We start from the raw sequence: 15,715 nt of genomic DNA on the forward strand, positions 1-15,715 counted from the left end.
CAAGTCCGTCAGACTCAATTTCGCATCATCAATCGAAAGATTCGTCAGCGTCACGTTGCCCGTGTTGGTCACGGTGAAAGTATAAGTTATCACATCACCAACCGCACCACTACCGCCCACCGCCGCCAGTTTCACTAAGCGTACTTGGGGTGCCAGAGTAATCACCAACACCGTTGGGTCGTTGGTGGGGTCAGCATCGGTCGTACCGTTGAGTTTTGGCGATTCTGTAACATCGGGATTGGAGATGGCCACAGCGTTGTTGTCCGTACCTGCATCCGAAATGTCCGTTACGGGAGTGGCCGGATTACCGTTGGGTAAGTTTGGCGGTGTGCCTGTAACAGTGGCGGTGTTTTCAATTCCACCTGCGTTGACATCGGCTTGGGTGATGGTGTAAGTGGCCGTGGCGGTGCCAGTGGCACCCGGCAATAAAGTTGCTGGACTCACGGGTGCGTTGCTCAAACTGAGTTTAGCATCCGTTAAAGCCACGCCTGTCAGGGTAACATTCCCCGTGTTGGTAACGGTGAAAGTATAGTTTATGACATCGCCCACTCCGCGACCTGTCGGTGCGTTGTCGGTGATGGAGGCAATGCTTTTGATTAACTTAATCAAAGGTGCCGGAGTAATCAGCAATACCGTTGGGTCGTTGGTGGGGTCAGCATCGGTCGTACCGTTCAACTTAGGCGATTCGGTAACATCGGGGTTAGCGATGGACACAGCGTTGTTGTTGGTTCCTGCATCAGAAACGTCGGTGACAGTTGAAACAGGTCCACTTGAAGGCGTACCAGTGACGGTGGCGGTGTTTTCAATTCCGCCCGCATTGACATCGGCTTGGGTGATGGTGTAAGTGGCTGTGGCAGTGCCCGTTGCCCCAGGGGCGAGCGTACTTGGGCTGACGGGTACGTTCGTCAAACTGAGTTTAGCGTCGGTCAAAGCAATCCCAGAAAGCGAAACGTTGCCCGTGTTAGTAACGGTGAAAGTATAATTGATGACATCCCCTACCCCACGCCCCATAGGTGCGTTGTCGGTGATAGAAGCAATACTCTTAATCAGTTTAATCGAAGGAGCACTACAGTCTACGTCAGGGCCTAATTTTTCGACAAACTGCTCTAAGGGAATTACGTTTCCACTTGTAGCCTGTCCAGAGCGTGAATAAAAACTACAGGCGGTATTGAGCGAAGCCAGCGTTTTGGCCGCATCCACAAAAGGGTCAGCTTTGGCCAAAACTCCTACTGCTCCAAAACACGCATTGCCTTGGAAAGTGAAAAGTGGAACGGGAGTGCCGCTGCTAAAAGGGCCATAGTCAGCTTCCGTTGAGGTTTTCCCAATCACATAATAGAGATAATTCGGGTCTAAACCGGCAGGTGTAAATACTGGTTGACTCCCTAACTTTACCGGGTTTTTCTCCCAAGTACCCCTGATGTCGGTAATATTTTGAATGACAAAGTCTTTGGGCACTTTCAGAGATACTTGCGCTGTGGCTCCAAATTCATTGGTATTCGGATTGTTAGCGTTAGGCGTGGAGTATTGAGGCACTACCCATACCGTGTAAATTTGTGTTGTAGAATTATACGTCAATTGATAATTGACTTGATTTGTCGACAGTTGCGCTATTGCCGGAAGTACTGCAAAGAGCCATACAAGTCCAATCCAAGTGAAAGAGAGTAATTTATTTTTCATCGTGAGTTACTTGTCAAGTAGTTGATTTTTCATTTAGTTCTTATCGTGGAGGAGGGGTTTATCTCCTCCACGATTGGTTTTGCATTTTACTTAGGCAATTGCTGCTGAATGATATAGAAGTTTTGTTTGAGACTATTACCAGGATGGTTATTGATGACGTTTTGGTAGATGTACTCTATATCGTTTGATGTACCTTGGAAAATCACTTCCCCGTCCATATTAATATCCCCTGTGTAATAACCCTGAAGAATAAAGAAAGGCAGGCCAATCACATTACCAGTCGCCCCGATGACTTGCTGATAGACAACATTGACGTCGTTGGCCGTTCCCTGATAAGTTACTTGGTCATCATAAAGTGCATTGCCTGCCCAAAGTGCCTTCCCTTGTGCCACATTTACTTGCGACTGATGAATCGGCGAGTTGGAGAAAACATAGGTTGGCGTCGTTGTTAATCTAAAATCGACCACTGTACCAATATGTGTTAATGGAAGGGCATTTTTTGTCATGACACCCAAGTGATTACGATGTTTGACGACCACAAAGTAGCTTGCCGGAATTGCGGTGGTGAAAACAATAGATGAAGTACCATCTACATCTACAATATCGCCATCTCGTTGTACAAGCGCTGATCGGCTATCGATAATCTTAGTAGAGTCTGTTGCACTGCGTAGTTCTACAAATACCCAATCCACAATGGCATCTTGTCCGGTGACTGTCAACACTGTGTTTGAAGTAATGGTATCGGCGGGAGTAATCGGATTCAAGGCTGCGTAAGGTGATTTTCTTGGAATCAGGTTTTTCACCCGCAAATCATCGCGCATCAAATTACCTGAGAACACCCCAAACAACGAGCCTTGTAAGTAAACTTTTGGCAGGAGTGTTACCTTACTGACTTGCAAAATCGTGATATAGACCGTGGCGGTATCACACAGACTAGGCGTACCGTTGTCGCAGACTTTGTAAATAAACTGGTCAGGCCCTACGTAGTTGGTCGCCGGCGTGTAGGTATAAGTCCCGTTGGGGTTGAACACCACCGTACCATGGGCCGGATTGGTCAGTTTGGTGAACACAAGCGGGTCATTGTTAGGGTCGCTGTCGTTCGGGGCTACCGTTCCGCTTACTGGTACATTGACTTGGGTAACGTTGGCATCGTCAATGGCCACTGGCGGGTCGTTTCCGGTTATAACAGGCAACACATCTATCGTCACCGTCGCCGTGTCGCAAGCGCCTTTCACGTCACACAACACATACTTGAAGCTGTCCTTGCCTACAAATGCACCCGTTGGCGTGTAAGTGAAGCTGCTGTCGGATGGATTGTAAACCACCGTACCGTTGGTCGGATTAGTGATTCTGGTCACCGAAGCAAACTTGTCGCCTTGAGGGTCAAAGTCATTGCCCAACACCCGTATTTTCACTGGTACACCTACTTGGGTCTGAGTTGCATCGTCATTGGCTACCACGCTATTGGTCGTGATTGGAGGCAATATGTCAATGGTCACAATGGCCGTATCGCACAAGCCTGCGCTGTTGCAAACTACGTAGCAGAAGGTATCCGTTCCTACGAAGTTGGTCGTTGGGGTGTAGACATAGTTACCGTTGGTCTGCATCACCACTGTGCCATGTTGCGGAGGACAGATGACCGGAATAACTGGGTTGACTGTCAACGGTAATCCTTGCGGGTCGTCGTCATTGGTCAACACGTTGCCCGATACTGGGGTGTTGATTGGCGTATTGTTGATGTCGTTGGTGGCTACTGGAGGAGCTACCAAAATCGTGATATAAACCGTGGCGGTATCACACAGATTAGGCGTACCGTTGTCGCAGACTTTGTAAATAAACTGGTCAGGACCTGCGTAGTTGGTCGCCGGCGTGTAGGTATAAGTCCCGTTGGGGTTAAACACCACCGTACCGTGGGCCGGGTTGGTCAGTTTGGTGAACACAAGCGGGTCATTGTTAGGGTCGCTGTCGTTCGGGGCTACCGTTCCACTCACTGGTACATTCACCTTCGTAACGTTGGCATCGTCAATGGCCACTGGCGGGTCGTTTCCAGTTATAACAGGCAACACATCTATCGTCACCGTCGCCGTGTCGCAAGCCCCCTTCACGTCGCACAATACATACTTAAAGCTGTCCTTGCCTACAAATGCACCCGTTGGCGTGTAAGTGAAACTGCTGTCGGATGGGTTGTAAACCACCGTACCGTTGGTCGGATTAGTGATTCTGGTCACCGAAGCAAACTTGTCGCCTTGAGGGTCAAAGTCATTGCCCAACACCCGTACTTTCACTGGTACACCTACTTGGGTCTGAGTTGCATCGTCATTGGCTACTACGCTATTCTTTGTTACCAAAGGTATGATGTCTATCCTTACTGTGGCGGTATCGCACAAGCCTATGCTGCTGCAAACTATGTAGCAGAAGGTATCCGTTCCTACGAAGTTGGTCGTTGGGGTGTAGACATAGTTACCGTTGGTCTGCATCACCACTGTGCCATGTTGCGGAGGACAGATGACCGGAATAACTGGGTTGACTGTCAACGGTAATCCTTGCGGGTCATCGTCATTGGTCAACACGTTGCCCGATACTGGGGTGTTGATTGGCGTATTGTTGAAATCGTTGGTGGCTACTGGAGGAAGTGCGGCTACTCTGATAGTTAACAAGCCATCATCACACAAACCCGTAGGGTCACAAACTCTGTAAGGAATAGTAACAACCCCTACAAAATTTAAAGCCGGGGTAAAGGTAAATGAACCATTGCCTGTCGTGTCCCACACGATAACCCCTTGAGTAACCAAAGGTGCCGCCAAAGGGTCAAATGATAACTCGGCCAACGTATTGTCAGGGTCAGAATCATTGGTGGCGACCGTACCGCTGACGGGCGTATTGAAAGGAGTCGTATAGTTGTCATCAACGGCTACTGGCGGCTGGCAATTCGGTATAGTCAAAGTACCAGAGGCGGTGGCTGTACAATTATTGGCATCGGTTACGGTTACTGTGTAAGTCCCTGATGACAAGCCGCTTAAATCTTTGGTTGTAATACCGCCGGGAGACCATGAGTAGGTGTATGGCCCTACCCCGCCTGTCACTACTGAAAATGCCTTACCATCAATTGCCTGGCAACTTTGATTTTCAACTAATACGCTAACCGTGAGCGCAGGAGCACTACCAACGGTAGCAGATATGCTTCTGCTACAACCTAGGGCGTCAGTCACTACGACATTATATGTGCCTGGTGCTAAGTTAGATGGATCTTGGACGTTTCCGATAGCGGTTGGGCCAGTCCAGACGTAAGAGAATGGAGCAACACCATTTTGAATAATTAAATCTATTGAACCCTTATTGACACTGCACGAAGAGTTATTTGTGACGTTGGCAAACAGCTCAATTTCATTTGCAGGCTCAGTGATAACAACAGAGGCGGTAGCCGTACACCCATTGGCGTCTGTAACGAATACATTATATGTGCCGGCCTGTAATCCCGTAGCGGTCGCCGACATCGCTCCATTGGACCAATTATACGTGTAAGGGGCCGTTCCGCCACTAGCCGTAACGGTTGCTTCACCGTCGCTTCCCCCTTTACAGCTTACGCTTTTTGTTTGTGCAGCCGAGGCAGTTAAAAGCGTAGGTTGAACAACGGGGCTTGCCGTTAATGTTTTTACACAACCAATAGCATCCGAAACAGTAACTGAATAAGTCCCTGCTGACAAGCCCGAAATGTCTTCTGTAGTAGCACCATTTGACCAGCTAAACGTAACGGGTGCAACGCCACCAGTAACGATGAGGTTTACTCTACCGTTGTTGTTACCAAAACAACTGATAGAAGTAGTTATCGACGAAAGCGAAAGATTAGAGGTATTGTTGACGGTAAAGGTTTTAGAAACTTTACATCCAGTATTATCTGTCACTTCTAAGGTATAGTTACCCGCTATTAAATTGGTACGATCTTTTGAAGTCGGCCCATCTAACCATTTGTAGGTGTAAGGAGAAGAGCCACCAGTTACTGATACCGTTATAGCGCCAGTTGCACTTCCAGAACAAAGGGCATTGGTGATTGCCCCCGTTATGATAATTTGGGTAGGTTCACCCACTGAAGTTGTGAATACTTGCTTACATGAGTTTGCATCGGTAACTGTCACCGAATAATCTCCTGCTGGCAAATTAAACAGGTTTTGGCTTGTCGAACCATTACTCCACAGATAGGTGTAAGTAGGTGTGCCGCCACCGTTTGTAATAGAAATCTCGCCGGTGGATGCACCAAAACAATCCGCATCAGTAGGCGTTATGGTCGCAGATATTGGGGCAGTGGGCCCAGAAATAGTAAATACGTTTGAGGTAACCGAACAGCCATTGGCATCCGTGACCACTACATTATAATTCCCAGGATTTAGTCCACTGATATCTTGGGTAGTGGCACCGTTGTTCCACCCATAAGTATAAGGTGGAGTACCGCCAGTAGCGTTGACATCTATACTGCCATTTCCATCCCCAAAACACAACACATTGGTTATGGAAACAGGAGCTACCGCAATCAAAGAGGACGGCTGGGTAATCACCATGTTTACCAATGGGAACGTACAGCCCTTGGCATCAGTAATGGTAACATTGTACGTACCCGCTGGGCGATTAATAATATCTTTTGTAGTTGCTGTGAAGCTATTGGGGCCCGTCCAAGCGTATGTATAAGGAGCTGTACCCCCGATTACGGTCAATATAATTTGACCATTTGTGCCATTTCGACAACTTACATTGGAAATAGCTCGGGTTGCGCTTAAAGCCGCACTTGGCTGAGTGATTACGATGGTTTGCGTGGCGGTACAGTTGTTGGCGTCGGTAACCGTTACTTGATAAGTACCCGCTCCTATCGAGGACTGGTCTTGGATATTACCCGAAAAAGGAATTGAGTTACGAGTCCATACGTAATTGTAAGGTGCATTACCACCCGATACGCTTAAGTTTATACTTCCTGTTAAACCTCCGAAGCAAGCAACATCCGTTTTAACATTATCAAGCACAATCCCCGCAGGCTGCGTTATGGTAGCAGTTGTCGCACTTACACATCCAGTGGCATCCGTTACGGTTACACTGTACGTTCCGGCAGCTAATCCCGTTCTATCTTTGGTAGTAGCTCCATCGGCCCACAAGTAGGTATAAGGAGCCGTACCGCCTATTACAGTCAGGGTTATAGTTCCCGTGCTTGTACCGTTACATGTCACATCTGTCTTGCTGTTTGTCACAGCCGGGCCGTCTGTACTTATGACAGCAACGGTTGAAGTCTGAAAGCAACCTTTTGAATCCGTGACAATTAGGGTATAGCTACCGCTGCTCAAATTGGTGAGGTCTTCGGTTGTGGCTCCATTATTCCAATCGAAATCATAAGCGGGCGTTCCGCCAGTCACTGTAATGTTAATTGCTCCGTTTGATTGGTTACAGGTAGCATTCGTAACCGACGCAGTGGTCAGGACTGGGTTATCTTCTACCGTAACGTTGACGGTAGCCGTAGCCTGACAGCCCGAAGCATCCGTAACGACAACTGTGTAAGTACCATTGTGGGTTGCGGCATTGGCATTTAGTATGGTGGGGTTCGGGCTGGATGACGTAAAACCGCTTGGCCCCGTCCAAGAATATGAAACCCCACCCGTAGCCTGCAAACTGATGGTTCTGTCTTTACAAACGGGCAGTACAACAAAAGCCTGCGCGGTTGGTTGAATTACATCAACATCGATGCAGGTCTGGGCACTTTCGTTACAATCATTCACCGCCACAACACACACTTGGTAAGTTCCAGGCGTGACCCCCGTCCAATTAACCGTGATTTCCGGCGTACCTTGTCCTGATGTTATGACTGCCCCAGGAGGAACCGTCCAAGTGTAGGATATATTGGCGGGGTTAGGAGCAACTGAGAAAACCTCAGCGACACTACTGCGACAAATATCAATCGGGTCGCAATTGCTGGGAGTATTCAAAACAATATTTCCACTCGAAACCGTACAGCCCTTCGAGTCGATAACGGTCAGATTATACGTACCAGCAGTTAAACCTGTTCGGTTACTGGTATTATTGGTTCCAGCTAAGTCCGCCCAGTCATAGATATAAGGGGCTGTTCCTCCAGTTACCGTAGGGGTTATGCTTCCTGCGGCAAAACATTGTGGTTGTACGGTCGATTGGCTAACTGCCAAAGCTGCCGAAGGCTGCGTAATTGTAAAATTAACGGTCTCCTCACAACCGCCATTATCACGAACAGTTATGATATAAGTGCCAGCTGTTAAGTTGGAAAACGTACCAGAACCCCCAAAAGCTCCACTTCCTAATTTGTAAGTGTATGGCGCAAGACCATTTGAGCCTGCAACGGTTACAGCACCGGTTGACCCACCAAAGCAATTTATATTAGTTTGTGATACCACAGAGGCAGTGATACTGCCACAAAACAACGTTAGCGCCGCTGAGCGTTTGAATCGAGCGCAATCATTAGAACTATGCGTGACTACCACGTAATAAGTACTTCCGTATAGTCCCGTACTGTTTGTTATATTGAGCGTAGCCGTTGTTACTCCGCTATACACTCCCGTGTTTGTCAGCGCCGTTCCACCAGCATCAGGGTCACCCAAATACCATTGGTAAAGTAAGCCAGCGTTGGAGTTGCCTGCAGTACCGTAGCTGGGCGTACCGCTACTGTAGGAGGTGGCGTTGTCACCGCGAGCAGAAATACTGAAGGTGGCCGGTGCAGCCGCAGCCACCGATTGATTGCTAGGGTTGGTCAAAATAACAACCCGCGTAGCTACCTGACTACCTCCAACCGTTTGACCGCCACCCGCAATTGTGGGAACTCCGTTTGAACCTACTCCTCCGGTCAGTCGGCCATTGGCATCTACACTTGTAAAAGCTCCCCCGCCTTCAATGGCATCGAAGCATCCATCTCCGTCAGAATCATTATCCAATGAATTAATCAGGCCATCACCGTCTATGTTGCCAGACCCCTCCACTGTGTCCAATATGCCGTCGTTGTCATCGTCTAAATCGCACGCGTCCGAAATATTATCGCCGTCGGAGTCGGGTAAATTGCCTATGCTTTGGGAGGAGAGCGTCGTTTGGTTCGTTATATTATTAGCGTCTCGTATCTCTACGGTATAGGTTCCAGCAGTAAGCCCACTAAATACATTACTGTTCTGCCAAGCGCCGGAGTTAATTCTGTATTGGTACGTACCACTTCCTCCGGTTGGGTTAGTTACTGTTATTGAACCATTGGCAACCCCAATACAGGCATCCGTTTTACTGGCCGTTCCACCTACTGGTGGAAGCGAATAGTTTACAATAAGTTGAGGACGGTTATTCGCATCAGCTGCATCGTCGCTGTACATGTAGTACCATGATTCTTCTTTGTCACCTACAAGACTAGCAGGTACTATACCCAAACCATTATTCGGAGATGTACCATTGTACCACTCCTGAACTAACGTTGTAATGGTGATATTATAAACTGTACCCGCAGCATCAGGCGCACCAGCCGTTAGTGTGCCATAGTTGGTGGCTGCGTAATTTCCTCCAGTCCAGCTGCCTGTTCCGGGACTATTCCAAGTGGATGACCCTGACTGAGCTGCATTACAGGCTGTACCTTCTACCCAAGGAGTGGTAACCCTTCTGATGATTGACGTGAACGCTGAACCTGCCTCGTTATCCCATCCTGTACCATTTGGGGCGTGTACCATTCTGAGGGATGCTGAGGAGATGGTTGCCCCAGCAGGAATAGTCGACAAATCAAACTCAAGGAGGACATTTTGCTGGTAATTGGAAGCATTATCTGGACCAATTCCCTGACATGAGCCGTAGTTTCTGGTATTAGCCCCTTTGTAAACCAGGGTTGATTTGGTTGAAGGAATGGTCGCAGTCTGGGCATGGACAACCGCTACACCGCCCCAAAACAGGCATAAAACAACTGTGATACGCGACAAATAACAATAAATCCTCGAAGACTTACCTTTTATTTGTTTAGTTACGTAGGTACATATCGCTTCCATATTATTTTTTTTAATTCGATTAAAACATAAACTGCTTTATTGTTGATCAGTAAATGGGCACCCCTTTTTTGATGAGTCCATTTACTGTGTATTCAATCTTATTTTTTCTCCAATTCAGAACAGTTGGAGTATTCAGTAGTTCTAAGTTGGGTTTGTCATCAGTCAACACATCAACATCTCCTAATTCATACCCTGTTATTGGGGCATAATCTGCCGCTGAAAAGTGATCGTTCGATAACAGCTCATTGTATCTTAAGTTTTGGCTGAGAGCCTCTTTGATATTTAGTGTACCCGGGGTTCCGTAGATCAGTAAATCCGCAGATATTGATTTACTTTCATTCCTAACAGCAAACATTTTGTAACCAATGGATTCAAATGTTTTGATAACCGAACGAGGAGCACGTGACAGTGTAGGGTCATCTGTATCTAGTTGACCCTGAAAATTCACAATCACCAAAGCATCGTCATTTAATGCAGTCTTTAGCTCCTTTAAGCCTTCTTGGGTAAACATATGGGAGGGCTGTACTTCCCCGTTTACAATATCTAATATGACTACATCGTATTTCTGAGCTGTATTTCGAATGTAATGACGTGCGTCATCAATGATTAGATTAGAAGAGGTTGGGTCATATCCAAACCATTGCTCAGCGATAAACGGAATCCGTTCGTCCAATTCCACAATATCGAGTTCAAAACCCAGTTTAATCAAGTTATAAGCAATACTTCCACCACCCATTCCCAATAGCAAAGCCTTACTTTTAGCCGGTTTTATCCCCGCCAAAGCCGTCACTTTATGGGGGTATCTCCATACTGAAAATGGCTGGATGCCCACATTAGTAAAAGTTTGGTCTACTCCATTAAGCAGCAACTGCCGTGTGTTAACTTGTCGGCCGTCTCGTGCAAAACCTTTGTGGTCTACAACAGTCCACTCTCCCAATATACCGCTTGACTGATACTGTATTGTGATAGCGGGGTCACTGGTAGGTTTGCTATAAACGAACGGAACGAAAAGAACAAAAAGACCAAAGGTGAGAGCGGCTTGCGTTTTTTGTTTTCGACTTAACATACCGATTGCCGAAATGATTATCAGCACGAGTCCTGTAAAAGTTGCTGTGGTTTGAATGCCTAGTTCGGGGATTAACACAAACCCCGCAAGAAACGTAGCAAGTATGCCCCCGACTGTAGAAATGGCGTAGATTGTACCAGCTGTTTGCCCAGCATTTTCCTGAGATTGATTAATGAGCTGTATGATGATGGGAGAAACCATCCCCATGCAAAAAATGGGAGGCAACAAGTAGATTGAAACCGAAATCAGTGAGCCGATACGCACCCCAAAGTCAGTTGTAGCCATCATGATAGTTGGCGCAATTCGGGGGGCAATTATTGTTAATATTGCCCCAACAGCAAGTACAACAAAGAGTGGGCTTTTATCTTTATATTTATTAGAAACACTACCTCCAATAAAATATCCGCTGGAAAGAGCAATGAGCGTAACACCCAATACAGACGCCCAAACATACATCGAGGTTCCGTAAAATGGGGCTACAATCTTTGCACCCAGTAACTCTATAATCATAACAGCTGCCCCCTCCACAAAAGATACTATCAAGAATAGATTCCTTTGGCCAGGAGGTAGCACATTATCTTTATGTGCAATACTGGATTTAATATTCAGTTTGTCTTTCATTAGAAATATTTTTTAATTTTTTTCCTTTCTACCTAGTTAAACCCGGTGGCAGACAATCCATCGGTGTCCTTGTGGGCACCTCTTTTTGGAATGCCTTTGTCTCATTCGAGCCGTTCAAAATGTTAGTTATTATTTATTGTTACTGGCTTGACCGGTGAAGGATTTATTGCGGTAAGTGTAGTTGAAGTACTGGCCGTGCAACCCCCAGCATCTGTTACGGTTACGTTATAAGTTCCAGCAGAAAGGCCTGATTGGTCTTGAGTTGTTGGCGTAAGGCCTGCCCCATTTGGGGTTGTCCAATTGTAGGTAAACGGCGCTGTTCCACCATTCACCACCAAGTCAATTACCCCGTTTTCACCCAAAGGTGCATTGGAGCCCGGTGGACAAGTAGGAGGCGTAATATTGGTAATCAATACAATTGTTTCAGGTGCTACTAAGGTGATGGAAACAATTACAGTACAGTTTTTGGCATCTGTTATCGTTACCTGATAATTGCCTAAGGCCAAACCAGTAATGGTAGCGGTTCCGTCGCCGGTTGGTGTACCGTTCCAGTCGTAGGAATAGGGGGCGGTGCCACCCGATACCGAAGCCGTAACACTCCCGTTGATTGCTCCGCAGCTCGGATCTGTTTTTGATAAAGTAGCGGTAAGCGCTGCTGACGGCTGTGTAACTGAAATATTGTTTACTGTTTGGGTGCAATTTTGTGAGTCAGTAATGGTTACACTGTACGTTCCTGCAGGGATATTCGTACGGTCTTTTGTGGATGCCCCATCGTTCCATTGATACGTATAAGGGGCAGTCCCACCGCTCACTGCAAGTGTGATAGAACCCGAAGACTGCCCGAAGCAAGGTGCATTTGTTACTGTTGGTATACCTGCTATTACTGCGGGTTGGGTTACGCTGATGCTGTTTGCGGTAGCGGTACACCCCTTGGAGTCGGTGACAGTTACGCTGTAGTTGCCAGCCGACAAACCACTACGGTTTTGGGTGGTTATGCCTCCGCCCCAATTGTAGGTATAGCCCGGCGTACCGCCCGAAACCGACAGGCTGATGGACCCCGTGGCACCGCCATTGCAAACCACCGCAACGGGCGTAGGCGTAATGACAATGGCAGGATAAGTACCTACGGTAACGGTAAAAGTATTGGCACATCCATTAGAAGAGGTAACCGTAACGGTATAGGTACCAACAGCAAGGCCAGATATAGTAGTGCCAGCCCCTGAGCCGGAGCCACCGCCGGCGCGGGTCCATGTATAGGTATATGGTGCAGTGCCGCCCGTAACAGTCATATCAATGACTCCTGTATTAACAGCACCCGAGCATACTGGGGTTACGGCAGAAGTGACCGATTGATTACAGGGTTGAATGGTGATAGTCTTAGCAGAAAAGGTTTGCCTGCCGCAGGCATCGGTCACTGTGCCAGTAATCACACAAGAGGTAATACCACTCACATTGGGAGGGGTAAATGTAGTACTGGCAGCGTTGGGATTGGCAAAAGTACCACCGCAGCTACTCGTCCATTGATAAGTAAGCGGGGAAGATACAGGCGAGGTAGCCGTCATACTAACTGCATAGCCAACACCTATTGACATGGTTACAGGAACATTTGTGACACTGATAAAGGGTACTTTATCTACAGAAGATAAAAGGCTGAAATTAAAAAAGGCACGAATAGCGGCTACGCTGGCCGTACCGCCTGCTTTTTTGATGTCGTGGCCTGCTTCGTACATCACCCAGCCTGAAGTGTTCAGGCCAAAACCACGGCCGAAAACAATAACAGCTGCAGGCCCAGGCGACAACCCCGGTACATTGGATTGGCTAGGGTCGAAAGCGATAACTTGGGTCGAAGGCCGCCAGCCTCCCCCTGCTTTGGGCAGATAGATTTGTTCGGCACCTCCGGGATGGGCTGCGTCTGTCGAACCCATGTATTGCGAAGCAGGACTACTTGGGTTAAGACGAGTGTAAGGAGGGCTTCCATCACTGTGTGAACCAGAAAATACCAAGGCATTGCCAATGGGGCCTACGTTGGTGGCCAAAAAGTTAGTTTGCAAACTGCCATTGTTCATGTTCTCCAATTCCGAAACGGCTTTGCAGCCCGCCCAAATCGCTCCAAACTGCGTACGGTTCCAGTTGTACAGATTGCTGTGAGTACTCCATACGGGATCGGCGTGGGGCATCACAAAAATATCGTCGCAACCGCCCAATGATTGAGGGTCTTTAAAGTTGTAAGCTGAAGATGGAATCCCCGCCTGACTAAAAAAGCCTTGGGCAATTCCTCCATTCTGGTCGTCCAACGTCCAGCGGGGTGCTGACGTGAGCGTATAAGTTACGTCCACCGTCAAAGGGCTCGTCGTAGTCGCGCCCGTGACGCCATAGCTGCTGATTTTGCCGTTTACCGATGCGTCCCGAAAGGGGGCCGAGATGATGAACGTCCCACCTCTATACTGAACTCCTTGGTGGGTAAAGTCCACACCGTCAATGCCTTTAGTTTGGCTGATGACCCATTTGACAGGAATTTTGTTGTTCTTCAACAAATCGTATATCAACCCGTAGGGCCTCAGAGCGTTGGCTTGAGTTTGCGGGGTAATCCCCATGTTGATGATGTACGAGCCCGCAGGGAAGGTTTCGGTCTGTGCATAAGACCTTAATATTCCCGTCAGCATACACAACAAAGAGAGGATTGTTGTCAATAAATATTTAGAGAGACGGAAGCGGTAAAAAACAACCATACAATTTGAGAATAAATTTGTTCGGATAAACTAAGAGCTACTTAGCCATTCTGTAACAAGAACTAATCCGACGATTTAGCCAAATCGTTATACTGTTTACCGGTTTTGTTTTTTTGTAATACACGGAGAAGCTTATTCCGACGAGGGGAAAAAAGGCAAAGGTAAAAGTGCCTAATTTTCGGCCTTGGAACAGGTTATCAAAAGACAAAACAGCGCCAAAAGAAAGGATGCTCTCCCTTTTTGAAGGCAAAAGTGGGAGAATGGCGGCAGAAAAAAGCCGCGTACCCTTGCACAATTTTCATGCCATATTGAAAACAATGGGCATCTAAAACCTGATAGCGATAGCAAATTTTCAAAATCGCAGGAAGAAAACCATTAAGTGAAGTAAGCTAAGAAAACATCAATGAGAAACATTGCCCCATGTTTCGGAAACCGATAGCTGCTTGATGAGTGGTTGTTTGGAATGGGGATTGTCGGTCTCTATTTTGCCAATGTGCAGGTACATCATGTTGGGTATTACTTCTTGGGTCCCCGGGTTTTTACTCGGCAGTTGTATTGTATCAAAGTACGTTTCTAAAGCATATTCTTTTGGTTTTAGGATTCGGTTCATACCGTACAATCGAACGACCCTGACGGTGGCGTTGGGGGCAAAATACGCAGCAAGCTGTTGCTTAATTTGGTGGCGTAGGAGCGTATCTTTGTTTTGAGCCAACGAGTTGAGTAGTCCTCCTACTATTTTTATAGGAGCTGCCACAGAATCAGGCTGCGATTCTATTATAATGCTGGAAGTACTGTCTTTGCAAGATCTAATTTCCAAAACGGGCGTTTGGCTAATCGGTATATTGTTGAAGTACCTATTTAAATAGGAAGACGAGTAAGCATGAAACTGCTGAAAAGAAACATGCTTCAAAGCAGTCGAATCCAGCGGCATGAGCATCCGCTCAAAAGCCCGCACAAGCGACTCGGTAAACAAAGACGCACTGTGGTTTTTATTGACCCAAGAAGGCTCATAAGGTAGCGAACTTCCCATTTTAACGATGCCACATTGCCCTAAAAACAGTTTTTGAACTACCTGCTGACGATACGCTATCGAAGTCCCCAGCGTGTCAGGTACTCGTTGTGACGAATGAATGCTTTGCGCACTATATTCCGATAAAATCAAACCCAAATGCAGTTTTTGGGCTTTTTGTTTGGTTTCCAACCACCCCGCCACTTCATCTACCGAAAGCCCTTGGGCAGGGTTGTCTCGTAGTTTCCAGTTGGCAAAAAAGCCCTTATTATTGGAAGGGGGGAGTCCATAACCCGCATAATACACCACTACGATGTCTTTTGCGCCAGTCGGAAGGGAATCAATAGCTTGTTGAAGGTCAATGGCGGTAAATTTTTGCTTTGATAGGTGCATTACCTCCATTTTATAGTCCAACCCCCACTTTACGATGTCTAAAATTTGAAGCATATCTGCTTCGTTGCGCAGTTGTGGTAAGCCAAATTTACTATCTTCGTTTTCGATCACAAACAATACGTGCAGTTTTTGGGCATGGAGGGATAGGGCCATAAACAAAGCCCCCAAAAGCGTCAATACGTATTTCATGCGTTTACCGTTAGTATTCTCG

The 15,715-nt window shown here is 47.2% G+C and carries 5 protein-coding genes; all 5 read right to left on the reverse strand.

All coding sequences use genetic code 11. The features are described from left to right. Positions 1–1,677: CLIPPER-2 domain-containing protein (locus NCI00_RS25280; RefSeq protein ID WP_445508847.1), on the reverse strand; the 1,677-nt coding region annotated here is incomplete at its 3' end. Positions 1,678–1,763: 86 nt separating this feature from the next. Beyond that, positions 1,764–9,686 carry an Ig-like domain-containing protein gene (locus NCI00_RS25285; protein ID WP_253532313.1) on the reverse strand — a complete coding sequence of 2,641 codons (7,923 nt, stop codon included), beginning with the start codon at positions 9,684–9,686 and terminating at the stop codon, positions 1,764–1,766. A 46-nt stretch (positions 9,687–9,732) separates the two neighbouring features. After that, positions 9,733–11,373, reverse strand: coding sequence for a spermidine synthase (locus NCI00_RS25290; RefSeq protein ID WP_253532316.1), 1,641 nt, complete (start codon positions 11,371–11,373; stop codon positions 9,733–9,735). A gap of 122 nt (positions 11,374–11,495) precedes the next feature. Next, a complete protein-coding gene (locus NCI00_RS25295) occupies positions 11,496–14,036 on the reverse strand; it encodes a SprB repeat-containing protein (protein WP_253532320.1) in 2,541 nt (846 codons plus the stop codon). A 466-nt stretch (positions 14,037–14,502) separates the two neighbouring features. Then, positions 14,503–15,693 carry a hypothetical protein gene (locus NCI00_RS25300; RefSeq protein ID WP_253532323.1) on the reverse strand — a complete coding sequence of 397 codons (1,191 nt, stop codon included), beginning with the start codon at positions 15,691–15,693 and terminating at the stop codon, positions 14,503–14,505. Positions 15,694–15,715 lie beyond the last annotated feature (22 nt).

Source organism: Runella salmonicolor, assembly GCF_024158025.1.
In the GTDB taxonomy this organism is placed as follows: Bacteria; Bacteroidota; Bacteroidia; order Cytophagales; family Spirosomataceae; genus Runella; species Runella salmonicolor.